20 protein-coding genes and 1 pseudogene are annotated in these 25604 nt (G+C 28.2%); 8 read left to right on the top strand and 13 right to left on the bottom strand.

The annotated features are described in order from the left end of the window. Positions 1-23: 23 nt before the first annotated feature. The 11 genes and pseudogenes from atpA to MYF_RS00170 all read right to left on the bottom strand — a co-directional run bounded on the left by atpA (position 24) and on the right by MYF_RS00170 (position 9467). Positions 24-1547: a F0F1 ATP synthase subunit alpha gene (atpA, locus tag MYF_RS00225; protein WP_002557902.1), complete on the bottom strand. Its 1524-nt coding sequence runs from the start codon at positions 1545-1547 to the stop codon at positions 24-26. Between the two features lie 15 nt (positions 1548-1562). After that, a complete protein-coding gene (locus MYF_RS00220) occupies positions 1563-2126 on the bottom strand; it encodes a F0F1 ATP synthase subunit delta (RefSeq protein WP_002557901.1) in 564 nt (187 codons plus the stop codon). Between the two features lie 27 nt (positions 2127-2153). Beyond that, positions 2154-2693, bottom strand: a complete 540-nt coding sequence (locus MYF_RS00215) for an ATP synthase F0 subunit B (RefSeq protein WP_002557900.1) — start codon at positions 2691-2693, stop codon at positions 2154-2156. 33 nt (positions 2694-2726) lie between these two features. Then, a complete protein-coding gene (locus tag MYF_RS00210; RefSeq protein ID WP_002557899.1) occupies positions 2727-3035 on the bottom strand; it encodes a F0F1 ATP synthase subunit C in 309 nt (102 codons plus the stop codon). Between the two features lie 24 nt (positions 3036-3059). Beyond that, on the bottom strand, positions 3060-3788 hold the full coding sequence (locus MYF_RS00205; protein WP_002557898.1) for a F0F1 ATP synthase subunit A: 729 nt from the start codon (positions 3786-3788) through the stop codon (positions 3060-3062). A gap of 423 nt (positions 3789-4211) precedes the next feature. Then, positions 4212-5369 carry a Y-family DNA polymerase gene (locus MYF_RS00195; protein ID WP_002557896.1) on the bottom strand — a complete coding sequence of 386 codons (1158 nt, stop codon included), beginning with the start codon at positions 5367-5369 and terminating at the stop codon, positions 4212-4214. Positions 5370-5413: 44 nt separating this feature from the next. Next, complete coding sequence (locus MYF_RS00190; protein ID WP_002557895.1) at positions 5414-5839, bottom strand: MHO_1590 family protein; 426 nt, start codon at positions 5837-5839, stop codon at positions 5414-5416. A 1-nt stretch (position 5840) separates the two neighbouring features. Then, positions 5841-7049 (bottom strand): annotated as a pseudogene (locus MYF_RS00185) (MHO_1580 family protein). Between the two features lie 3 nt (positions 7050-7052). Then, the gene (locus tag MYF_RS00180; protein WP_002557893.1) at positions 7053-7415 is read right to left on the bottom strand and encodes an MG284/MPN403 family protein; all 363 of its coding nucleotides are present in this window, start codon (positions 7413-7415) and stop codon (positions 7053-7055) included. A 68-nt stretch (positions 7416-7483) separates the two neighbouring features. Continuing rightward, the gene (obgE, locus tag MYF_RS00175; RefSeq protein WP_002557892.1) at positions 7484-8743 is read right to left on the bottom strand and encodes a GTPase ObgE; all 1260 of its coding nucleotides are present in this window, start codon (positions 8741-8743) and stop codon (positions 7484-7486) included. Position 8744: 1 nt separating this feature from the next. Next, complete coding sequence (locus tag MYF_RS00170; RefSeq protein ID WP_002557891.1) at positions 8745-9467, bottom strand: phosphotransferase; 723 nt, start codon at positions 9465-9467, stop codon at positions 8745-8747. A 253-nt stretch (positions 9468-9720) separates the two neighbouring features. Between MYF_RS00170 and recA the strand changes: the two genes are divergently transcribed. The 4 genes from recA (at position 9721) to rnr (ending at position 14671) form a co-directional block, all read left to right on the top strand. Next, entirely contained in the window at positions 9721-10734 is a 1014-nt protein-coding gene (gene recA, locus MYF_RS00165) for a recombinase RecA (protein ID WP_002557890.1), read from the top strand. Positions 10735-10822: 88 nt separating this feature from the next. Next, positions 10823-12283, top strand: coding sequence for a phospholipase D-like domain-containing protein (locus MYF_RS00160; protein WP_231237877.1), 1461 nt, complete (start codon positions 10823-10825; stop codon positions 12281-12283). 62 nt (positions 12284-12345) lie between these two features. Beyond that, on the top strand, positions 12346-12579 hold the full coding sequence (gene secG, locus MYF_RS00155; RefSeq protein WP_039387487.1) for a preprotein translocase subunit SecG: 234 nt from the start codon (positions 12346-12348) through the stop codon (positions 12577-12579). Between the two features lie 7 nt (positions 12580-12586). Then, on the top strand, positions 12587-14671 hold the full coding sequence (gene rnr, locus MYF_RS00150) for a ribonuclease R (RefSeq protein ID WP_002557888.1): 2085 nt from the start codon (positions 12587-12589) through the stop codon (positions 14669-14671). Between the two features lie 48 nt (positions 14672-14719). Here the strand turns inward: rnr and MYF_RS03400 are convergent, their stop codons facing one another. Continuing rightward, positions 14720-16588 carry an Mhp366/Mhp367 family surface (lipo)protein gene (locus tag MYF_RS03400; RefSeq protein ID WP_002557887.1) on the bottom strand — a complete coding sequence of 623 codons (1869 nt, stop codon included), beginning with the start codon at positions 16586-16588 and terminating at the stop codon, positions 14720-14722. 69 nt (positions 16589-16657) lie between these two features. After that, the gene (gene gap, locus MYF_RS00140) at positions 16658-17668 is read right to left on the bottom strand and encodes a type I glyceraldehyde-3-phosphate dehydrogenase (RefSeq protein WP_002557886.1); all 1011 of its coding nucleotides are present in this window, start codon (positions 17666-17668) and stop codon (positions 16658-16660) included. Between the two features lie 201 nt (positions 17669-17869). On the opposite strand from gap, the gene MYF_RS00135 reads away from it, so the two are divergent. The 4 genes from MYF_RS00135 to MYF_RS00120 are packed head-to-tail and all read left to right on the top strand — an operon-like array spanning position 17870 to position 25589. Then, the gene (locus tag MYF_RS00135; RefSeq protein ID WP_039387485.1) at positions 17870-19795 is read left to right on the top strand and encodes a DNA gyrase/topoisomerase IV subunit B; all 1926 of its coding nucleotides are present in this window, start codon (positions 17870-17872) and stop codon (positions 19793-19795) included. Then, entirely contained in the window at positions 19788-22340 is a 2553-nt protein-coding gene (locus MYF_RS00130; RefSeq protein WP_002557884.1) for a DNA topoisomerase IV subunit A, read from the top strand. The genes MYF_RS00135 and MYF_RS00130 overlap by 8 nt, the downstream gene beginning before the upstream one ends. Before the next feature lie 2 nt (positions 22341-22342). After that, entirely contained in the window at positions 22343-25003 is a 2661-nt protein-coding gene (gene ileS, locus MYF_RS00125) for an isoleucine--tRNA ligase (protein WP_002557883.1), read from the top strand. After that, on the top strand, positions 24975-25589 hold the full coding sequence (locus MYF_RS00120; RefSeq protein ID WP_002557882.1) for a signal peptidase II: 615 nt from the start codon (positions 24975-24977) through the stop codon (positions 25587-25589). The genes ileS and MYF_RS00120 overlap by 29 nt, the downstream gene beginning before the upstream one ends. Positions 25590-25604: the final 15 nt, after the last annotated feature.

Here is a 25604-nt window from a genome sequence, read left to right as displayed (position 1 = left end):
TGCTCGCTTTTTATAAAATTTAACTAAAATACATGTCCTAAATTAAATTTTTCAATGAAATTTGAGATAATTTTAAGAAATTTAGATAAATCTTTTTCTTCTAGACTTTGGTTTTTGCTAATTACTTCAAACGCTAATTTGATTTCACTATCAGAATCAATGAATTTTAGAAAAACAGACTTAAATGATTGAATAGAATTCAGTTCTAAGCGATCAATTAAATTCTGACGAATCAAAATTAGCAACATAATTTGTTGATTTTCACTAAGTGGTTGCTGCTTTTCTTGTTTTAAAAATTCGTAAATTTTATTCCCACGATCGAGAATTAACTGTGAACTAGGGCCTAAATCTGAACCAAACTGGGCAAAAGCCTTAAGTTCGTTATATTGTGCTAATTCTAATTTTAAAGATGAAGATGCTAATTTCATTAACCTCGACTGCGCAGCTGAACCAACACGGGAAACTGAAAGCCCAATGTCAATCGCCGGTTTTTGTCCAGAATTAAATAAACTATCTCTTACAAAAATTTGCCCATCAGTAATTGAAATTACGTTTGTCGGAATATAAGCTGAAATATCACCTGCTTGAGTTTCGATTATTGGCAGCGCGGTTATTGAACCGCCATTTTTTGCATCAGACAATTGCGATGATCTTTCAAGAAGGTAAGAATGCTGGTAGAAAATATCGCCTGGAAAAGCTTCGCGTCCGGGTGGTCGTCTTAAAAGGAGTGATAACGTGCGATAAGCAATTGCGTGTTTTGATAAATCATCATAAATTATCAAAACATCTTTTCCTTTGTACATTCAATATTCGGCAATCGAAGTTCCCGAATAAGGCGCAAGATATTGTAAAGGCGAGAGTTCGCTAGCGCCAGCCAAAACAACAGTTGTATATTTAAGCGCTTCTTTTTTTTCAAGAAGTGAAACTATTTGTGCAACACTTGAATTTTTTTGCCCAATTGCAACATAAACACAGTAAACATTTTTCCCTTTTTGATTCAAAATTGTATCTATTGCGATTGTTGTTTTTCCAGTTTGTCGATCACCGATTATTAATTCACGCTGACCTCTACCAATAGGAACTAGCGAATCAATTGCTAAAATTCCGGTTTTTAACCCTCTTGCAACACTTTTTCTGTCCATAATTGAAGGGGCGTTTGTAAAAATTTCACGTTTAATACTATTATCGAATTCACCTTTACCATCAATTGGAACTCCAAGCGCATTTACAACACGTCCTAAAAGTTGATCGCCAACTGTGATTGAAATTACGGATTTTGTTCTTTTAACAATTGAACCTTGAAAAACACAATTTTCCCCACCCATAATAACTACACCGATTAAATCTTGCTCTAAATTAAGCGCAATTCCAAAAACGTTATTTTCAAATTCAACAAGTTCACCAAATTTTACTCTTTCAATTCCGGATACAAGCGCGACTCCATCGCCAACAACAATAACTTTTCCAATGTCGTTATTTTGAATTTTTGACTCGAAATTTTCAATTTCATTCCTAATTATTGTTGTTAAATTTATATCTTTGTTCATAAAAAACCTTTAAATTTATAGACTTTTTTTGGTTTTTGTTTGTTTTTTTAATGTTTGTTTTAATAACTTAAGTTGCGAAAAAATGGAATTATCAAAAATTTGACTATCAACAATTATTCTAATTCCGGAAATTAATTCAGAGTTAATTTTTTGTCTTAAATGGACTTTTTTGTTCAGTTTATTAGAAAGTATATTTTCAAAACTAGAAATAATTGAAACAGAAATCGGAAAAGCAGTCTCTATTTCGCCTCAAGTTTGGTGTAAATGCATATTTGCAAGTTTTATAAATTTTACCAAAATATGTTTATAATGTGAAAAAAGATTGCTTTTGCTGATCAATTTAAGAAAATTAATTATTAATTTTTCAACTTTTTCTGAAAAAATTCTATCAATTAAGTTGAATTTTTCCTGATTTGAAACAAAATAAGAATTAAACACTAAAACTAAAATTGGATGCGACTGAATTATGTCAAGGATAAAAAAACTATCATTTAAAAAATTTTCTACTTTATTATTAGAAACCGCTATCTCAAAAAGCGCTTCAGCATACCCAAAATAATTTTTTACATGTAAATGCATTTTTTTAAACCTATTTTGCTTTGTTTCCTAAATTTTTTCTTGTGATTCTAATTCTTTTTGTAAGTCTAAAAGTAATTTTTGATGCAAAATTTTGTTGTTTTTTTCTTGGTTAACAAGATACTTTCTGCTAATTTCAAATGCAACATTTATGACATTTTCTTGATATTTACTAACTATTTCTTTTTCATATTCAACTAAAACTTTTTGCCCTTCGTTAATTAGTTGGCGGGTTTGTTCTGTTGCGGTTTTTTTTGAATTTTCAAGAAATTTATTAGCTTCAATTTCTGATTTTTCTTTGAGTGTTTTGCAAAATTCTTTAGTTTCAATAAGCTTTTTTTGCGTTTCATTTTCAAGTTTTTGCGCTTTTTCATTTGCCTTTATTGTTGAATCTATGTGTCCTTGAAGAAAATCTTTTCGCATTTTTATGTATTTTTTTAATGGGCGATAAACAAAATATATAATTACTAAAAGCAAAATTAAAAAACTTGCTATTGTTGCACTAATTACATAAACATTAGGAATAATTCCTTTGAACAAATCACTTAATGATTGATTAAGATTTACCATTTTTTTTTTTTTTTTTTTTTAAGAAAAAATTAATTAACCATTAACGAAAATCAAAATAAAAGCAACAAGAAGCGCATAAATTGAACTAGTCTCGGAAATTGCTGTTCCGATAACTAAAACTCGAAAAACTTGTTTTTGAGCTTCCGGGTTTCTAGCAATTGCTTCACATGCTTTGCCAACTGAATGACCTTGACCTGCACCAACACCAATAACACCAATCATTGCAATTCCGGCTCCTAAATACGCGAATTGTTTTGCGTTTGAAGGATTTGTGTTTGTTGCTTCAGCTGCTTGCTGAAAATTTTGAACAACTTGATGTGAAAAAGTTATAAGAGAATTCATTTTTTCCTTCCTAATGATTTAAGTTTAAACCTTTTTGAAAACTTGCTGATCTTTGCTGATTTTTTCATTTTTTTCAACATGATTAATTTCCATACCTCAATATGATACTGTTAAAATTACAAAAATAAATGATTGAACCAACGAGCCAACAACATCAAAATAAATAAGAAAAGGTGGATAAATCAATACAATCGGCAAGTTAAAATTACCAAAAACGCCCAAAGGTATTTTTTGGTAAACTCATTGAACGCCCGAATAAATAATTAAAAATAAAACGGATCCGGAGATTAAATTTCCATACATTCGAAAAGAAAGCGAAATTAATGGTGCTGGAACTCCAATTATTTTTAAAGGATTTTTTACAAAATCAAACAAATATCCTCGCCTTGAATAAAGTGCGCCAACTACAAAAATACCAAATCAACTAACAAATGCCAAACTTAAAGTGACTGAAATTGATGTTGAAATTGGTTCCAAACCAACAAGTGATAATAAATTTCCTAACAAAAAAAATGTAAAAAGCGAAAAAATATAAGGCTTTGTTTTATTTAAATAACCTTCGCCTGCTGTCTCAACGAGATCATCAATAAAAATTAAATAAGATTCTGCAAATAAAACAATCGCTGATGGTGATTTATCAATTTTGGATTTTTTTATGTGAAAAAAAATAATAATTGATAAAATGATTGCGAAAACTACTAAAATAAAAAGAGTAAATAATTGTGGTTGATTTCAATTTGAGAAAAAATCCATTATTACCCCCTTTTTTTATTTAATATTAAGACATTAATTATAACACTAATTGGAAAAATTGTATATCCAAAAATAAAAGAAATAATATTAATTGGGTTTAAAAAAACTTTAAAATTGTTCTCAAAGTTAATATTTTGAAATGTTTTATTAATAAAATAAATAGAAGTTAAAATCAACCCTTGTAATAAAATTAATAGAATATGAACAAAAAATACTATAAAAACAGTAGTTTTTGTTTTTCTTTTGACATTCTTTATAACTTTAGCTAAAAATAAAAATTTTAAAAACATCGATATCAAAACGCTAATTAATGAAAAAAACCAACCTAACGCTAATGTATAATCCCAAATTCCAACAAAAGTCAAAATTATTGATATTGCAAAAAATAATTTTAAATACAAATGTAAAATTTGTTTCATTTTTTTAATTTTTTAGGTAATTTAGCACAAATAATTTTTTAGATCCTATGCTTTTATTAACGCTTGAAATAATATTTTTCACTTTAGGATTAGTTTTTAACATGCTTTTATCATAATGCGAAACTTTTAATGGGCTAATACCAAAACCATGAATTGAAGAAAAATTCTCAACTTTTTCAACAAGCGCAACTAAATTACTATAAAGAAAATCATAATCATTAGAAGGGGTGCTTATATCAGAAAATATTCAATCCTTTATGTTATTTTTTTTTAACTTAAAAACAAATTCCACACGATTAACGGCTTTATTATATTTCTTTAATTTTTCTACTAAATCTAACAAAAAGTTGGAAATTACATCTAAAATTTTCTTTTTAGTTAATAAAATTTCTATTGGAAAAGTGGAAAAATGTGAAAGACTTTTAAATTTTTTCAGCTTATCACTAACATTATCATCTCCTATTCTTGTAAGAGATTGAAAAAAATAGTGGCGATTAATCCCTAAAATTTTGACTATCTTTTCATTATTAATCCCTTTTTTTAAAAGATCTGCTACAGTAAAAACTCCAACATCTTTTAGTTTTTGCTCGATTTGAATACCTATACCAAAAAGATTTTTAATTTTTTGCGGGCAAATTAATTTAGGAACATTAGCTTTTGTAAGCGTCATAACTCTTAATTTTGTGTTTTTGGCTAAATTAGTCGCCATTTTTGCAAGCAATTTATTATAAGAAACACTGATTGAAATGGGTAATACAAAATTTTTAATTGACTTTTTTTTAATAAATCACAACATTTCTAAGATCGTATTAAATTTTCTAGAAAAATTTGTTAGGTCAACAAAACATTCATCAATTGAATAAATTTCAATTTTTTTAGTAAAATTTTTAGTGATATAATCAAAAAATTGCTTTGATAAAAAATTGTAATATCTTAGATTTGGCTTAATTACAATTAAATTAGGTATATTTTTTTTAATATCAGAGATTTTATCTGTAATTTTAAATCCTTTTTCTTTTACTTTTTCAGAAACAGAAACAGCCATTGCAAAATTCTCGTTTCGAGAAATTACAATTGGCTGTCCTTCTAGTTTCGGATTTAGTCTAATTTCTGATGAAACAAAAAAATTGTCAATATCTATGTGTGCAATTATTTTTGGCATAAAATCAAAAATAATTATACTGAATTTTTAAAAAATAAATAATATTAAACATCTTGATATAAACTAATTTTATAGTTTCGGTTTAACTTGTTTTTCTTATATTTTCAAAGAATTTCAATATATATTGTATCTTTTTTTTCATCTATTTGGTATCGAAAATTCACCGACCCGAAAGCAACTTTAATTTTTGAAACAATTTCTTTAATTACATTTTCAACTAATCATTCATCTATATAAACTTCTCCATCTTTGACTTTAATTGTATCATAAAAGTCATTGGCATAAATATTAGGGAAAACATCGCTATCTTTGTATTCATTTTCATTTTTTACGTCAAAATCAAGTTGTTTTTTTATTGGGGGTATTGAATTTTGTAATTTTTGATTATACAAATATCAACCTCCGAAACCGGCAGCAGCAATTATGACTGTTGATATTAGGGCTGTTGCGATTTTAATAGCAATTTTCAATTTATTCCTCTAATTTTTTTTCTTCATCTTCTTCTCTAAAATTTGTAAACGAAAGATCTTTTAGCTGTTGAATTGTTAAAAAATTAGTAGAAACATATTTGAAATCTTGATTTGAAATTCTAATTTGATCTGATTTAATAAAAGGGGTGGAATAATTTGTGATTTTCAGCTTGTAAATTCCATTCTTTTTTTCATAATCAATTAGCTTTTTGATAATTTCTTGAGAAAAAGCGACATTTATCTTTTTATAATCATTGTTAATACTCATTTCAACTTTTGGATTTAAAGTTCCAGAAAAATTATAAGGGATTACAAAACCTTGGTGAGAAATTTGCTAATTCCCAGAAAAAACCGTTCTTTCCGTTGAATCATAATAAGTATTTGATATTATAAAAATATCTCCTACAATATATTTTCCCGCAATTACTTCAGGTTTTTTATTTTTATCATAGATATCTTGTCGAAATTGGAAGGATAAATCCAAATAATTTTTTGAACCACTTGTTGATTTAACCGGCAAATTAGTTAACTTTAAATTAGTAATGTTTATATTTTTGTCAATATTTCCGGCATAAAAAACTTCAGGATCAACACCAACTTTAAAAACGTTTTGATTATGTTTTTTTTGGCTAAATTTATCAGGGAAAAAATAAATTGTGTTTTCCTCAATTTTTTCATAAGTTTTTGAAAACTCAATCGAGGCATCAGCGCCTAGATTCGCCATTTTAATTGATTTTAAAACTTTGAACCCAATTCCTTTATTTTTTATTGAATACTCTTTATTTGCATCTGAAAAATTACGCAATTTTAGAACATTATCCAATAAAATTTTCTGTTCATTTTCTTTTGTTAGATATACTAAAATATTATCTAACTTCGGAAATTTAAAATCAGCTGTTTTATCTTTTATTTGATTTGGACCACCAAAAACAAAAACTGCTTGATTAAATTTTTCAGGAAATAATTCAAGTAACTTTGGCGCAGTTGGGGCAGCATTATTTACCTGTACATAAACATTAACTTTCCCAACTATTTTTGAAAAGACAGTAACAATTACACTAAATTGATCTGATGTAAGATCGCGTTGAATTTTAACAAATTGTCTAATTCCGTGTGGAGAAGAACTTGATACATAACTAAATGAAATTTGCCCGTAATTTCTTGCAATTTGGATTTCGGGATTTTCACGAGAAACAAGCTCTAAATTCATATGTTAAAGATTTAAAATTATGATAAATTGGTCAATTGCCTTGTGCATATTTTTATAATAGGTTGATTTTGACCAATACTTTTTAATCCAGTTCCGATCATTATCAATAAATTCTTTGATTAAAAGCTTAGTATATTTAGGTTCTAATAGAGAAAGTGCGCGTTCAATTGATGAAATTGGCAAATCATCCATTTTATTGCTTAACCCTAAAGTTTCATATACTTTTTCTTTTTGTGAATTTAATTTGCTTGCCTTATGGTATAAAAATAAAAAAGATACTAATGATTTTTTTTCAACAAATGACCATTCTGATGGGTTTTTTAATTTTTTACGTAATGATCTTTTAGGTTTGCGAATGTCGTCCATTTATCTGGCTCCTTTAGTTTTAATATATAAAAAATACATGAAACAATGCCCTCACTTGAAAAAATATTTTAGGTTCATTGAAATTCAAGGTCATAAATTTTGACTGTATCGCCTGATTTTACCCCTTGTTTAATTAATTCATCTCAAAGCCCAATATTTTTGATTTTAGTATTAAATCTAAAAATATTTTCTTGAGAATTTAAAGGAATTTTATTAATAAGTTTTTTAATTATTTCACCTTTAACTTCGTAAAATCCAAGATTTTTGTTTTCTATCAAAAAAGGAGCTTCTAAATTAAATTCTACTGGAATCTCATTTATCGGCTGAATCTTTAGATTTTTTTTACTTTTTTTAATTAAATCAAACATTTTTTCTTTTATTTTTTCACATTCTTTTTTATTATGCGAAATTAAACTAGCTTTAATTATTGGGATTTTAGGAAATTTTTTCTGAAAATTCTCTAAATTTTTTTGAAAATTTGGTAAATCATATTTGTTTGCAATTATTATTTGCTTTAAATTTAATAATTTTTGACTGAATTTTCCTAATTCGTCATTGATTTCAAGAAAATCATTAATAGGATTTTTTTCTTCGGTTCCAAAATCGACAATATGAGCAAGCGCTACACATCTTTCTATATGTTTTAAAAAAACAAACCCCATTCCCTTTCCAGAACTAGCCCCTGAAATTAAACCTGGAAGATCGGCCACAATGAATGAATTATCATAAATTTTTACAAGCCCTAATTGTGGAACTATAGTTGTGAATTCGTAATTTGCAATTTTAGGTTTTGAATTAGAAATCAGTGACAAAAGCGTAGATTTTCCTGCGTTTGGTTTGCCTATTAGTCCAATATCAGCAATAACTTTTAGTTCAAGATTAAGGTTAAACTTTTGTCCTAATTCACCATTTTCGGAAATTCTAGGTGCTTTATTTTTAGAATTCTTAAAACGGTTATTCCCTAACCCCCCTTTGCCTCCACGAGCTATTAAATATTCCTTTTGCAAAATTATATCACAAATTAAAGTATTTTTTGCATATACTTGAGTTCCTATAGGTACTTTTATAAAAATATCTTTTCCAGCTGCTCCCTTTCGATTTTTTGACCTACCATTTTCGCCATTATTACCAAAAATTTTTTTTGTTTGATAAAATTGCAATAAAGTATTCAAACCAGAATCGCCAACAAAATAAATTGAACCGCCATCGCCGCCATCGCCGCCATCAGGCCCGCCTTTATCAACGTGCGCTTCTCTTCGAAAAGAAACAACCCCATCTCCTCCTTTTCCGGCTTCAACTTCGATTGAAACATGGTCAATAAATCTCATTTTATTCCTTCCAAGCTAAAAATTGTGAATATAAATTTTCTAATTTTGCCATATAGGGAGCATCATCAAAATGCTTAGTTTTCTGGGCGTTTACTCATAAAATTATTAGGTATAAAACAAAAATTCGTTGTAATAATATATCCTTATAATTAGTTTTTCCATAAAAACCTAAGAAAATTCGTTCATGCTCAGCATCTAATCTGGCTGATTCGATAAAATAAGCTAGATCAAAATGAATATCGCCTTTTGATGCATATTCTCAATCTAAAAAGTAAATTTCTTGGTTTTTTTCAACCATATTAGTCAATCACAAATCGTTATGAAGAGGTTTAGTTTTATCCATATTTCGAAGTATTTCTTTAATGAAAGCTTCGTATTTAATAATAATTTTATTTTTTATACCTTTTTCAGATAAAATTTTCAAATAATTTTCAATTCGAAATGCGTGATTTGAGGGCGGAAATTTTAGATTAGAGTCATGAACCTTCTTTAATTGAACTGCTATTTTTTTAAGCGATTCGGTAGTTAATTCAACATTATTTCCATCAATCCACTCTCATATAATTAATTCCTCTGAATCTAAAATTAACTTTGGAACAAATTTAAAATTTGATAGAATTCTATAATCAATTTTGTGATTCATTCCATTATAAACTTTTTTCTGCAAGAATTTGTTATCATCACGAAATGATTCATTAGTTAATCCAATCGAAATTTTTTTCATAATTGAAAATTTTACTAAATTTTTCAAATTTCGTAAGTTTAATAATAAGAAAAAATTGATTTGCTAGGGCAGAATGGCTTTTTATATTCCACCCTAGCATAATATTTTAAGAAAAAAAACGAAATTTTACTAAAAATAGGAAAAACTGCTATTTTTTCCCAATTTTTTCTTTTTTTTTAGTTAATTTTTTAAAAAAGCTTAAATTGAAATATATATACTTAAAAATTAAAAAACAAAAATATAGGGAGCCATTATGACAGAAACAAACGAAAAATCACTATTAAAACATGCGCTTGCAGAAATTAAAAAAAAATTTGGAACCGAATCAATTATGGTTTTAGGTGAAAAACCTCCAATTGATACAGAGGTCTTTTCATCAGGAAGTTTGGCAATCGATATGGCTTTAGGAATTGGAGGTTTTCCGAAAGGCAGAATTATTGAGATTTATGGACCTGAATCATCCGGAAAAACAACAATCAGCCTTCACGCAATTGCTGAAGTTCAAAAACAAGGAGGAATTGCTGCTTTTATCGATGCAGAACACTCAATTGATCCACAATATGCAAAAAATTTAGGAATCGATATTGACAATTTAATACTTTCGCAACCAGATTCAGGTGAGCAAGCACTAGACATTGTTGATACTTTAACAAAAACAAAAGCAATTGACTTAATCGTTGTAGATTCAGTCGCAGCTTTAGTCCCTATTGCTGAACTTCAAGGGGAAATGAAAGATCAGGTTATTGGTGCTCAAGCTAGGCTTATGTCAAAAGCGCTTCGAAAAATTACAGCATCTTTAAACAAAAACGGTACAACAGTAATTTTTATTAATCAAATTAGAGAAAAAGTTGGCATAATCTTTGGCAATCCTGAAACTACCCCGGGCGGAAGAGGGCTTAAATTCTATGCATCAATTAGATTAGATGTCAGAAAAATGCAACAAATCACTACTGGAAATGACATAACAGGACATAGCGTCAAAATAAAAGTGGTTAAAAACAAGCTTGCTATTCCCTTTAAAACTGCTTTAGTGGAAATTGTTTTTGCAAAAGGCATTTCAAAATCAGCTGAAATTGCTCAATTAGGGGAAGAGCATGGAATTCTTGTAAGAAAAGGTTCGTGATTTGCTTATAAAGGCGAAAATATTGCTCAAGGAAAAATAAATTTAAAACTATTACTTGAAAATAACCCTAAATTATTTAATGAAATAAAAGAACAAATTTTTGAAAAACTAAAGGAAAATCAAGGTCAGGCTCCAAAATTATAGTAAAATTGTTACTATAATGCATAAATTCACAAAGTGATTTTTTTATTATTGTTTTCTAACCATATTTTTAGTGTTATTTAGTACAACAATGTATCTAATTCAACATTTTTTATCAAAAAATAAAAGTTGAATTTCAATTGTAACCATTGTTGCGGTTTATGCATCCACTTCTTTCTTTAATTTGTTTTTATTATTCCAAAAAAGAAGAATCGAAACTAAAATTTCTTGATTGCTTGCTTGCTCAATTTTTCCAATAATAGGACCAATTTCGTACATTCTTTTAGGCAGAAAATACCTAAACAGCCAACATATAAGTCAATATTTTTCACAATATCAACATTTTGTTAGCATAAATGAAGGTGTTGAGGAAAAAATAGACGCAACTCATAAAGATGAGGATATTTTGCTGAACTTCTCAAATAAATACTTTTCTTCTCCAATTAAAAAATTTAACGGAAATTTGTTAGTTGATGGTCACAGTTTTTTTGAAAAACTTTTCAACGATATTAAAAATGCAAAAAAATACATTTTTATTGATGTTTATATAATAAAAAATGATTTTGTTTGAAGGAAGTTAAAAAAAATTCTTATCGATAAAAGAAAACAAGGTGTTAAGGTAAAAATTTTAGCTGATTCTTTTGGCACATATTTTATAAAAACGCGTCAATGAATCGAATTAAAGAGAGAAAAAATCGATGTTTTACTATTTAATATTTTTAAAATTCCTTTTATTTCTGGGCAAAGTTTTTATAGAAATCATCGAAAAGTTTATCTTATCGACGGCAAAATTGTTTATACCGGCGGAAATAATATTTCCGAAGAATATTCAGGTTTTGATAAAAATTTTGGATATTGAATGGATTTAAATCTTAGACTTGAAGGTGAAATTGTGCAAACTTATTGCAAAAATTTCTTATTTCATTGATCGAAATGAGGGAAAAAAAATATATCAAAAGAAAAAATAAATAGTTTTTGCAATATAAACGATTTGGTAGCCCAAGAAGAAGAACCAAAAAATGTAGGAGTTGTTGTTCAAAACGGCCCAAATCTTGAACACTCTTTAATTGAAGGCTTTATTTTAAAAAAAATTTATTCAGCAAAAAAAAATATAAAAATTTTTACCCCGTATTTTGTCCCAACCCAAAAAATTATTGATGCTTTAGAAGATGTTTTGCTGGCAAAGATTGAGGTGGAAATTTTTTTGCCTGGCAGAAATGATTTAAGAATAATTAAAATTTTTAACGATTTTTTTGCTAGAAAATTATTAAATAAAGGGGCAAAAATCTACTATTTTAAAGAAATTTTTTTTCACGGGAAATCAATAATTACCGACGATAGATTCGGAATGATTGGAACATCGAATTTAGATTATCGGTCCTTAATCTTTCAATACGAAACTAATCTTTTTTTTAAAGGCGAAATTCTAAATGATTTTCTAAAACATATAGAATCACTAAAAAAACAAAAAATCATCGTGGAAATCAGGCAAATAGCCAAAGTTTTCTTTGTTTTTCGATTTTTAATATTTTTTTTTAAAACTGTTATTTAAACTTGCTTAATTTTATAGTATAATTACTATTATTTTTTTTTTTTTTTTATCGGTTAGATATTATGTTAAAAACAATTATCCTCACTTTTATTGCTATTTTTGGTGTTTTAATTATTTTGATTTCACTACTTATGTCGCCGCATTCAAACTCTTTCTCTGGAGCGCTTATTGGTTCTAGTGATCTTGATTTGTTTCAAGTTTCAAAAGAACGAGGATTTAAAAAATTTACAAAATGAGCAATGTTTTTACTTGGCTTTATTTTTCTTGCACTTTCATTAGTCATTAGGTTATTATAAAAAATTTATGAAAATTGTACCAGAAGAACGTTTAAAAAATTTTCTTCAAAAAGAAAGAACATTTATTGAAATTGTTAGAAAATTTAACATCCCTTTTAACCTAAACCAAAAACTAACCAGTCAAATTAGCAACCTTATTGAAAATTTTGTTATTTTTAAAACTGCTGAAGGGAAATATTATTCACCCAAACTTCTTAGGGCAAAAGTTGGAATTTACAGAGCAACGCAATCAGCTTTTGGTTTTGTTGAAGACAAAGAAAACCCGATAAAAAACAAAAATATTTTTATTCCCGCGCGGTTTACGGCAAACGCACTAGAAAATGATGAAGTTAGAATCAACATTTATGCCGATTTCCTTAAAACTGATCAAATTTTTGGTGTTATTACCAAAATTATTCAAAGAAATACAAAATTTTTAATCGGAAAAGCCTTTAAAAATGGAAACTTTTGAGATTTTGAGCCTGTAAATTTTAAAGGCTCATTTTTTTTTAGGTGAAATTCAATTGACGATTTAGTTGTCGATAATTATTACAAAGTAAAAATCATCGACTACCAAAAAAATATTCTAAAAATAAGCAAAATTCAAAAAATTGGCCACAAAAACGAACCTTTTTTGTATGTGAAAATACCTATAATTGAATCTGAAGTTTCAAACGAATTTAACACTGATGTTATTCAGGAAGCATCAAAAATAGAAAAAAATGTTGGTTATATTGATGAAAATCGAATAGATTTAAGAAACGAATTAATTATTACAATCGATGGCGAAGATACAAAAGATTTTGATGATGCAATTTCTGTACAGGAAACAAACCAAGGAAATTTTCTTTTAAAAGTTCACATTGCTGATGTAGCTCATTATGTAAAACAAGATAGCGCCATCGATATTGAGGCGCAAAATCGGGGTACATCAATTTATCTTCCTCACACTGTTATACCAATGTTACCAGAAGAATTATCTAACGGGATTTGTTCACTAAAACCAAATGTTGACAGATTTACAGTGACAATGGAATCTTTAATTAATACAAAGGGAGAAAATTTGTATATTAAAATCTACCCTTCTATTATTAATTCAAAATGACAGCTGACATACGACCAGGTTAATAATTTTTTTGCGAAAAAATTCAGTTTTAACAATGACAATTTGGAAAATATGTTACAAATAGCCTTAAAATTAAATACTGTGCTTTCACAATTCAAAAAAAAGGAAGGTTATATTGATTTATCTATTGATGATGTAAAAATTATTTTAGACGAAAATGGTTTTACAAAATCCTTAAAATTAAAAAAAAGGGGAATTTCTGAAATGTTAATCGAAAACTTTATGATCAGAGCCAATGAAAATGTTTCTGAATTCCTAACGAAAAGAAAAATTCCAATTTTATACCGCGTTCATAGCAAGCCTGATCCTGAAAAAATAACAGATTTTAACCAAATCTTGAATGCTTTAGGTATAAAAAATAGCCTAAACATAAACACAAATTCAAAAGAATTTGCCAAAACAATTGAAAAGATAAAAGCCGAAAATAATGACAATTTTTTGAAATATTCAATTTTAAGAACAATGCAAAAAGCTGTTTATAGCACAGAAAACATAGGACATTTTGGATTGGCTGCAAATTTCTATAGTCATTTTACTAGCCCGATTCGACGTTATCCAGATTTAATTTTACATAGAATTATTCGTTTTTTTATTTTTGAAAAGAACAAAAATTATGACTTTTTTAAAGAGATTCTTAATAAAAACTCTTACTTAACTACTGAATTAGAACAAAAAGCCTTTAATTTAGAAAGAAAAATTGTAAATATTAAAAAAACTGAGTATGCAAAACAACTAATTGGGCAAACCTTCAGTGCGCAAATAACTGCAATTATAAAATCTGGTTTTTTTGTTGAAATTAATGGGCTTTTTGATGCCATGGTAATTAATAAAAATTTACCCGATAACGAAAGCGACCCTTATCAGTTAACCGAAGATGGTTTTTGTGTTTATAACAACAAACGCAGATTTAAATTAGGCGAATTTATTGACATTAAAATCGAAGGCGCTAATGTGTGAGACGGAAAAATTATTGCTGTTCTAGCCTAATTCTTAGCCCTTGAAAAAATAGAAAAAGCTTTATTTTTATAGAATAATTTAGCTCTTATTAAAATAAAATTTACTAATTTCCTTTGTTAAATCAACAAATGGAGTTCTTAACGGAATTGCCGCTGCTATATAATTAGACAAATTATTTTGATCGTAATAATAGCCTTTTTGTTTTGGGTCCTGAATGATAAGATAATTTATAAATGCAAGGGAACCATCATCGTTAAAAATTCCACTTCCTGATGCGCCGTGTCCCGTTGTGACAAAAAATATTGCATCTTGTTTGCGTATATAAACGCCTTTGAACATATTTTTCGCTGCGGTTTTATCAGGATAAAATAATCCTAATTTTGTCTCATAATCAATGTCGCCGTCTTTTCATAATCTGTCGCTTAATTTAACTGCGCCATTTTTTTCCATTTCCTCGAAATATTTGCTAAAAAGTGTCGCACTTTTCTCAAAGTTTCGCATTTTAGTTTGTATATCAGTGGATTTTGCCCAGGAAAAATTTTCCTTTATTATGTTTCTATTTTCTTCAAAAAATTTCCCTGCTGCTAGAAAATCACTAATAAAATCTTTATATTTAAAGTAAAAAAGTCCAAGGTCTTTTTTATGAGAATTAAAATTCTCCACAACCCGGAAATATTTTTCATAAACTTGTTTTACAAAAACTTGTTTTGTCCTTGCATTTTGTTTTTTTTCGAATTTTTGTTCCCTTTTTTCGTAGTCTTCCTTAATATATAAAATATCTAGAATTCGAGAATAATCAGGTGAAGGAAGAAAATTAATTTTGTTATTAAAATAGAAAATAATGAAAGGATAACCAAAAAAATGTCACATTGGTTGATTTTTTTTATTGTACAAAACGTGTTTGTTCGTCAAAAAAAGCGCTTCATTTCCGTTTGTGTCAAGCAAAATAGAAGTTCCCGAACTAAATCTTATGTTTCTTTGAAAAGTTTCTTTGTATCTATTATCAGAATAATCTACGGATTTAAATCCAAAATAATTTAATTTATAATAAATGTTTCTAACTTTTTTGTTCCAATAATTAACAGAATATGAACGTACAGGACTTGTTTTTTCTACTTTATTTGCGTCTAACCTGTCAAGTAGGTAAATATTTAAATTTTCGTTCTTTGAGCCTAAAAACGACTGATCGTTTTCGCGGAAAATTGAATTTTCTGTTTCTATTTTGAAAGTGTTAAAACCAGAAAGATTTTTACCAAAGTAAATCTTTTGCACTTTTCCACTGTCGCTAAATTTCGACAATTTTACAATATTAAAATTATCCTTTTTTTTATCGTAGGTTTTAGATTGATCAGTTTTTCTGCTACTTAATTCTTTAATTTTTCCTGAATCATCAGATTTGGGAATTTCATTTTCTTTGCTTGTTTCCCGCTTTTTTAATTCAAGAGATTTTCCAGACTCATTATTTATAGTTTTAACCGGATTATCAACCTGTAAGCCTTTTTTTTCAAATTCTTTATCGTTTTTTTGGAATCTAGGTTGATTTTGAATGTTAATTTTTTTATCTTCGGTTTGGGTTTGGGTTTGGGAATTTTCTACCTTATTTATTTTATTTATCGGTATATTTTCTGATTTTTCTAAAACAGAAGAATTTTTGTCTGTTTTAATAAAGTTTTTCTTATTTATTTCCGCTTTTTGTTCAAAATCTTTGCTTTTATTCTCAGACTCAGAAGCACCATAAAAATCGTTGTTTTTTGGCTTTTTGAGTTCTTGAACAGGTTTATTTTCAAGATCTTGTTGTTTTTCAAGATCTTGTTGTTTTTCAAATTCCGGTTTAACTTCCTTAACAAGCGGAATCGAGCTATAATAACCACAAGAAGAAAGCGGTAAAAAAACACCAAAAATACTAATTATTTTTAGGAATTTTGTTATTTTTAAGAAATTTGCCACTTTTTTCTTTCTGTTTTTATTTTAGAGTTTATTTATTTATTGTTGCTGTTGTTGCTAAGGTTATTCCTATTATTTTTTCACAAAATATCTAATCACTCTTACAAATTGGGAAACAAATGAATACTCATTATCATACCAGGCGTATAATTTATAGAGTCTTTTCCCATTGGCTTCGACAAATTTTGTTAAAGTTGCATCAAAAATTGAACCATGTTTGTCCCCGATGATATCGCTAGAAACAATGGGTTCATTGCAATATGCAAAAGACTCGTTTGCATATTTTTTAATGCGTTCGTTTACTTCTTCAACAGATGGGGTTGTATTTAATTCGACACTTAAATCAACAAAAGATCCTGTAATTACGGGGACTCTAATTGCAATTCCATCAAGTTTTCCTGTTAAAGATGGAACAACAAGACCAATTGCTTTTGCAGCCCCAGTTGATGAAGGAACTAAATTAACCCCGGCAGCTCGAGCTCTTCTTAAATCGCTATGCGGCGCATCTTGTAGTCTTTGATCCGCTGTATAAGCGTGAATTGTTGTCATAAATCCGTGATTTATTCCAAATTCTTTATCAAGGGCGTTTACAAGTGGAGCAAGTGCATTTGTAGTACATGAAGCAGATGATAAAATTCTATCATTTCTATCGATTGTATCACAATTTACATTATAAACAATAGTTTTAACATCATTTCCGGCGGGCGCAGATATAATTACCTTTTTTGCACCAGCTTCTAAATGTAAACTTGCACCTGATTTAGAAGCAAAAAATCCTGTGCATTCAACCACTAAATCAATTCCAAGTTCTTCTCAAGGTAATAATTTTGGGTCTCTTTCAGAAAAAACGAGGATTTTTTCACCATTAATTTTAAGGTAGTTTTTGCCATTTTCTTTTAAAACTGTAATTTCTCCATTAAATTTTCCATGTGCTGAATCGTATTTAAAAAGATGCGCTAAAACTGCTGCATCTGTTAAATCATTGATTGCAACAACCTTCAAATTTTCATCATTAACTTCAAAAAGACGACGAAGCGCCAATCTTCCAATTCTTCCAAATCCATTAATTGCTATTTTTTTCATTTAAAGTCTCTTTTCTCTAATAATACTTTTTTATTTAATTTTGCTTTAAAAATAATAAAAACTTAACAAAATTTAACTTTTTTTATTAATTTTATCATCTTTTCTTAATTTTGCATTAAAATTTTTGCTAAAATTTTTATCTTTTTGTATAAAATTTATGTGAAAAACTTACTCGTTTTTAGAAAGGTTAGAAAAGATTGCATGAGTTATTCAGTTGAAAAACTTAAACTTTTAAAGGGTCTTGAGGCAGTCAGAAAACGGCCAGGAATGTATATTGGATCCACCGATATCAACGGATTGCACCAATTAATTTGAGAAATTTTTGACAACGCAATTGATGAAGTGATTGCAGGATATGGCGATGAAATTTCGCTAACTATTAATACAGATAATTCAATTGAAATTAGCGATAATGGACGAGGCATTCCAACTGAAATTCATAAAAAAACAGGAAAAACTGGTGTTGAATTAGTTTTTAGTGAATTACATTCGGGTGCTAAATTTTCTGATGAAATCTACAAAACTGCTAGCGGACTTCATGGTGTTGGTTCCTCAGTTGTTAATGCTCTTTCTAAAAAACTTGAAATTTTTGTAAACCGAAATACAAAATTATTTTATACATCTTTTATTAACGGTGGAAAAATTGAGACTCGAACAAAAGTTATTGATTCAAGCAAAACAACAGGAACAAAAATTAAATTTTTACCTGATTTTTCGCTTTTTTCACACACTGAATTTGAACCAGAAATAATAATTCCTCGTTTACGTGAGACTTGTTTTTTGGTTAACAACTTAAAAATTAATTTTATTGACTTAAAAAATAATATTAGTCAAAATTTTAGCTGTGAAAATGGTATTAAAGGTTTTGTAGAGTTTTTAAACAAAAGCCAAAACAAAATACATGATAAAATTATTAGTTTTAAAGAAAAAATGCAAGAAATTATAGTAGAATTTGCATTCCAGTATGTTGATTCGCAACAAGAAAACATTATTTCTTTTGTTAATAATGTAAAAACTAATTTAGGCGGAAGTCATGAAAATGGCTTTAAATTAGGATTTTTAAAAGCAATTAACACTTACGGACAACAAAATAATTTAATTAAAACTAAACAATTTTTGGAATTTTCTGATGCAAAAGTTGGTCTTTCAGCAGTTTTATCACTTCGAATACCTGAGCCGATTCTTGAATTTGTAGGTCAAACAAAAAACAAATTATCGACAATTTTAGCAAAAACAGTCACAGAAGAAATTATTTTTACAAATCTAATGTCCTTTTTTGCGCTAAATAAAGATATTGCAACTAAAATTATCAACTTTTTATTAGAAATTTATCGCCAACGTCAGCAATCCAAATTAAACATAATTGAGTCAAAAACTACTAAATCAATAACAAAAGAAAAACGAATTCTATCAGGTAAATTAACGCCCGCAAATTCAAAAAAAGCTATAAATCGCGAACTTTTTTTAGTTGAGGGCGAATCTGCTGGCGGCTCTGCTAAACTCGCTAGAAACCGTGAGTTTCAAGCTATTTTACCTTTAAAAGGTAAAATTGTTAACGCGCAAAAAACAAGGTTAATTGAACTTTTGAAAAATGAAGAAATTATTGCAATTATTAGCGCTTTAGGAACAGGGGTTGGTCAAAATTTTAACCTTAAAAACTTAAATTATGGCAAAATTATCATTATGACCGACGCTGATAATGATGGCGCGCATATTCAAATTCTAATTTTGACTTTTCTTTTCCTACACATGCGACCTTTAATCGAAAATGGTTTGGTTTTTATAGCTCAGCCTCCTTTATATCGAATCAGTGAAAAAGGTAAAAAAGATATTTTTATTTGGGAAGAAAAAGAGTTTCAAAAAAGAATTAATGGGAAAAACTTGCAAATTCAGCGTTATAAAGGGCTTGGAGAAATGAATGCAAATCAACTTTGAGAAACAACAATGGACCCTGCAAAACGAATTTTGGAAAAAGTTTTAATCGATGATTATGCAAAAGTTGAGGAAAATTTCAAAATTTTAATGGGAGAAAAATCTGATCTTCGTAAAAATTGAATAGAAAAGAATGTTGATTTTTCACTTGAAGATAATTTTATTGACAATTTAATGGGACCAACATATGAATAAAAGCCTAGATTTGATAATTAATTCCAAATTAGAAAAGATTTTGGCGCAAAAATTCATTCGTTATTCTAAATATATAATTCAACATCGGGCAATTCCTGATGTCAGAGATGGTCTAAAACCTGTTCAAAGACGAATTCTTTATTCAATGTGGCAATTAGGATTAAAGAATAGTAAAAATTACAAAAAATCAGCTAGAGTTGTCGGTGATGTTATCGGAAAATATCACCCCCACGGTGATAGTTCAATTTATGATGCTCTTGTTAGACTTTCTCAGGAATGAAAAATGAATATTCCACTTGTTGAAATGCACGGAAATAAAGGCTCAATTGACGACGACCCTCCAGCGGCAATGCGATATACAGAAGTGAGACTTTCAGAAATAAGTGAACATTTACTTGAACTAATCTCAAAAAATGTTGTAAGTTTTTGCCCTAATTTTGATGATAGTGAAAAAGAACCAACAATTTTACCTGCAATTTTTCCTAACTTACTAATTAATGGCGCAATTGGAATCGCAAGCGGATTTGCAACCGAAATCCCCCCGCACAACTTAGGCGAAGTAATTGATGCAACAATTTTGATGATTAGAAATCCCGGAATTTCGATTGAAGAAATTTCTACAGTGATTTTAGGCCCTGATTTTCCGACAGGAGGAATTGTTTATGGAAAATCGGGCATTTTTGATGCTTTTAAAACTGGAAAAGGCAAGATAAAAATAAGTTCAAATTATAAAATTTCTGAAAAAAAAGGCCAAAAAATAATTGAAATTACTGCTATTCCTTTTGGAACTTCCAAATCAAATTTGATTCAACAAATCGACAACATTCGTTTTGAAGAGCAAATTTACGGAATTAAAGAGGTAATTGATCAATCTGATCAAAATGGAATCTCAATTTTTATTGAACTAGAAAATAATGCTAATCCTGACTTAATTATTACTTATTTACTTCAAAAAACCGATTTACAAATCCATTATTCTTATAATTCTGTTGCAATTTGTAATAATTCACCAAAGCTTTTGACAATTAAGGAAATAATTTTCTTCTATCTTGAGCATTTAAGAAAAATTAAACTTGCTGAATTTAATTTTGAACTTTACAAAAATAAAAAAAGATTAGAAATTATTAAAGGTTTTCTCAAGGTTGCCGAAATAACTGATGATGTAATTAAAATTATTCGCGAATCTGATAATTCAAAAGTTGGGGTTATTGCCGATTTAATAAAATTTTTTGGTTTTAGCGAAATTCAAGCTGATGCAATTGCTTCAATGAGATTGTATCGCCTTTCTAAAATTGAGCAGCAAACTTTTCGTGAAGAGTCAAAAAATTTAGAAGAAAATATTAGCAAGCTAGAAAATCTTGTTGCAAATAAAGATGAATTTAACACAAATTTAATTCAAATCTTAAAAAAATTTAAAAAATTGTACACCCAACCTCGAAAAACCCAAATTATCGACTCTGATTTAAAAATAAAAATAAACCAAGGCGATCTAATAAAAGATGAATTTTTTTATTTTTGAATTACAAAATCTGGGCTTTATAAAAAATTAGATATAAAAAATTCTGCACTCGAAGAAATTGAAAAAACTCAACTTCCAGAAAATGATATTTTTATTTTTCAAGATCAAATTAACCAACGGCAAAAAGGAATTTTTTTTACAAATAAAGGAGATATAGCAATTTTTTCTGCCCATCAAATTGATGAATCAAATTTAAAAAGCGCGCCAAATAATTTAAGAATTACTTTAGGAATCCCAAATGCTGATCATATTTTAAGCGCTTTTTTTGTTGATAATTTTGAAGATAATCAGTTTTTAATTTTTATCACCAAATTCGGTTTTGCAAAACGAATGAGTTTAGAACAACTAGCAAAAATTAGGCAGAAAAAGCTACAAAATATTTTTCGCATTAAGGAGGATGACAAATTTATTAGCGCATTTTTGGAAAACAAATTGAAAAACATTGTATTTTTCACAACACAAAATCGCGCTTTAAAAATAAGTGTCTCAGAAATACCGATATATTCGCGAAATTCATCAGGAGTCAAAATTTTAAGTCTTCGCAAAAACGAATTTGTTACTGCAAGCCAAACTATTGAAACATCAGATTCGCTTGCAGTTATCGATTTTTATTCTCGATTTGAAAAAATTGACACTGCCAATTTACATTTTGGGAATAAAAAAATAGCCCCAAAAAACTTTGAAACACAGCTTGACTTTTCTCAGACTCCGAAAAGTATCGCTGTTTTTAGTGACAATTTAAAAGTTTTTGAATTTAATAAACCTTTAAAAATTTTTACTATTTCTGATTTTGCAAACTTAAAAACTAATGCAAAAATAAAATATAAATTCTTTGCACAAAAAAACAAAATAGTGAAAAATAACGGAAAAAATAGTTTTTTTTATTCAAAAAACGATTCTAATAACAAAAATATTAAAACAAAAACTAAAGAAAACAAGCCGATAATAAACCTAGAAACTAAACTTCGCGAAATTAGCGAATTAGATGTTGAATCAATTCTAAAAAAAATAGAAAAGGACAGCTAATAATGGGCAAAAATTACTATAAAAATTCTTTAAATATTTTCAATTCTGATTTTGCCATGAAAGCAAATTTGACAGAAAAAGACAAATTTTATGCTGATTTTTGAGAAAAAAATCACATTTATCAAAAAATTTTATCTAAAAGATACAACAGCCCAAGATTCATTCTCCACGACGGGCCCCCTTATGCAAATGGCGACATCCACATTGGACATGCACTTAATAAAGTTTTAAAAGATATTATTGTTCGCTACAAAACTATGGCAGGTTTTTATTCACCGTTTGTTCCGGGTTGAGATACTCATGGTTTGCCAATTGAGAACAAAATTATTAACCAAATTGAATCAAAATCAGTTCTTGAAATCCGCAAAAAGTCAAATGAATTTGCAAATTCACAGATTTTAGCGCAAATGCTACAATTTAAAAAGCTAAATTTATTAACTGATTTTAAAAAAATTTACAAAACAAATACTCCCGATTATGAGGCTAAACAGCTTAAATTATTCAAAAAAATGGTTGGCGACGGACTTGTTTATCGCGCTTTAAAGCCAATTTTTTGATCCCCAAGTAGCCAAAGCGCCCTTGCTGAAGCTGAAATTGAATATCTAATTCACAAATCACCTTCATTATTTATCAGTTTTAATATAAAAAAAGGTAATAATTTTGTTAATATAAATGACAAACTTGTAATTTGAACGACAACACCTTGAACTTTGATTGCAAATTCAGGAGTTGCTGTTGGTCTAAATTTTAATTATATTCGCCTAAAAAGTGGTGAAAATTTTTACATTCTCGCTGAAAATTTGCTAGAAAAATTAAGTACCACTTTTGGATGAAAAGACTATAAAATCATAGCTAGTTTTACTGGAAAGTCAATTTTAGGAATTGAATATTTACACCCAATTTTTGAAAAATTTTGCCCGGTTGTTTCAGGAAAACATGTAACTTTAGATGCAGGATCAGGACTTGTTCATTTAGCCCCACTTTTTGGCGAAGATGATTACTGAATCGGGCGAGAAAATAACCTCGAAATGGTTATGCACGTAAATGATGATGGAAAATTTAATGAAAACGCAGGGCAATTTTCAGGGCTATTTTATGCAGATTCCAATAAATTAATAACTGAATTCCTTGACAAAAAATCAGCAATTTTGAACCTAAGTTTTATTAAACACTCATTTCCTCATGATTGAAGAACATTAAAACCGGTAATTTATCGCGGAACCCCACAATGATTTGTTTCAGTTGAAAAAATCAAAAAAAAGCTTGAAAATGCAATAGAAAAAATTGATTTTCCGGAAATTTGACTTAAAAATCGCTTAAAAAAAATGATAATTGACAGAAAAGATTGGCTAATTTCGCGACAGCGCAGTTGAGGAATTCCGCTAATTATTTTTTATGATCAAAATAAAAAACCGGTTCTTGATAAACCAGAAATTTTTGATCATATAATTTCACTAGTTGAAAAACATGGCTCATCAATTTGGTATGAAAAAACCGTTGATGAACTTCTTCCTCGCGAATACCAAAATTTAGGCTGGACTAAAGAAAATAACATTTTGGATGTCTGATTTGATTCAGGAGTTAGTTTTTTAGCTGCAAATATTGATGGCGAAAAAGCTCCTTTTGATATTTACTTTGAAGGTTCTGACCAATATCGGGGCTGATTTAACTCTTCTTTGATAAATTCAGTGATATATTTTGGCTTCTCGCCCTATAAGAAACTGCTTTCCCATGGTTTTGTTGTTGATTCAAAAGGCAATAAAATGTCCAAATCTAAAGGAAATGGTGTTGATCCGATTGTAATTTTGAACAAATATGGTTGTGATATTTTTCGCCTTTGAGTTGCAAATAGCGAATATTATAATGATGTTGTCTATTCTGAATCAATTTTTGAACAAAATGTAGAAATTTACCGTAAAATTCGCAATACAATTAGGTTTTTAATAACAAATTTGGTCGATTTTGAACCCAAAAAATATGAATTAACAGAAATTGATTTGTATATTTATAATAAAATTCAGAAGCTGAAAAATGAAATAATCCTAAATTATGATCAAAATCGATTTGTTCGTGTGGTTAAAATAATCAATAATTTTATTATTGAATTTTCTAATTTTTACCTATCAATTGTTAAAGATATTTTATATGCTGATAAAAAAAACTCGCTAAAAAGGAGACAAATCCAATATAACTTATACGAAATTTTAATTGTTCTAAATATTGCAATTGCCCCGATTATGCCAACAACGGCAGAGGAAATTTATTACCATGTTCAAAAAGAAAACAAACAAATTTCAGTTCATATGGAAGATTTCTTTAAAAAGTCCAACTTTGACGAAAAACTTGACACAAAATGAGAAAAATTTTTTCAAATCAAAAATTCAATATATCAACTAATTGAACAAAAAATTCAAGCAAAAGAAATAAGACGCCCTAATGAAGTTGGGGTTTTAATAAATACCAAATCTGATTTTATCAAATCACTTGATCTTGTAAAATTGCTAATGGTGGCAAAAGTTGATTTCTGTGATGATAAAACAGAAATTCTACTGCTTAACTGGAAAAAATGCCCAAGATGTTGAAATCATTTTGAACAAATTGATAATGTTTGTCAACGTTGCTCTGAGGTTTTAAATGAGACTCATAATACAAAAAATAACTAATTTTGTTAAAAAAAAATATCAATTGGTTGGGAAAAAACGCTTATTTTTAAATATTATTATCGCTTTTTTTATTGTTTTAATTTTAGTGCTAATTGACCAGTTAACTAAAAATTTAATTTTTTCCTGAGAAGATTATGAAATTTCTAGCAAAAAAGGTTTTATAAAAAATATTTCCTGAGGTTTTATCGGATTTCGCCCTCTTTTGCACCAAGGAGTAACTTCGCAAATTAACAAAATTGTCGGATTTACAGTAATCCATATTTTTGCTTTTCTTTTATCAGTAATTCTATTATTTCTAATTCCGTTTAGCAAAAAAATTTCACTAACAATTTTTATGGCAATATTGTTAGCGGGCAATTGAGGGAACGAAATTGACAGAATTTTGAACAATAATACCGTAAAAGATTTGCTATTTTTACCTTTTTATAGTTCGAGTGGTACTTTTAATTTTGCAGATATTTTTATTTTTGCAGGACCGATTGGCATTATTTTAGTTCATGCTGTTGATATTTTCAAAAATTTAAATTGAAAAAAAATAAAAAACACAAAAAAACATAATTCAGGAAATGATAAAAACAATTTTTAATCCCTTAATTAGCTA

Source organism: Mesomycoplasma flocculare ATCC 27399 (genome assembly GCF_000815065.1).
GTDB classification, from domain to species: domain Bacteria; phylum Bacillota_I; class Bacilli_A; order Mycoplasmatales; family Metamycoplasmataceae; genus Mesomycoplasma; species Mesomycoplasma flocculare.
Note: the sequence above shows the minus strand (reverse complement) of the source record. Positions and strands in the feature narration are given on the sequence as shown.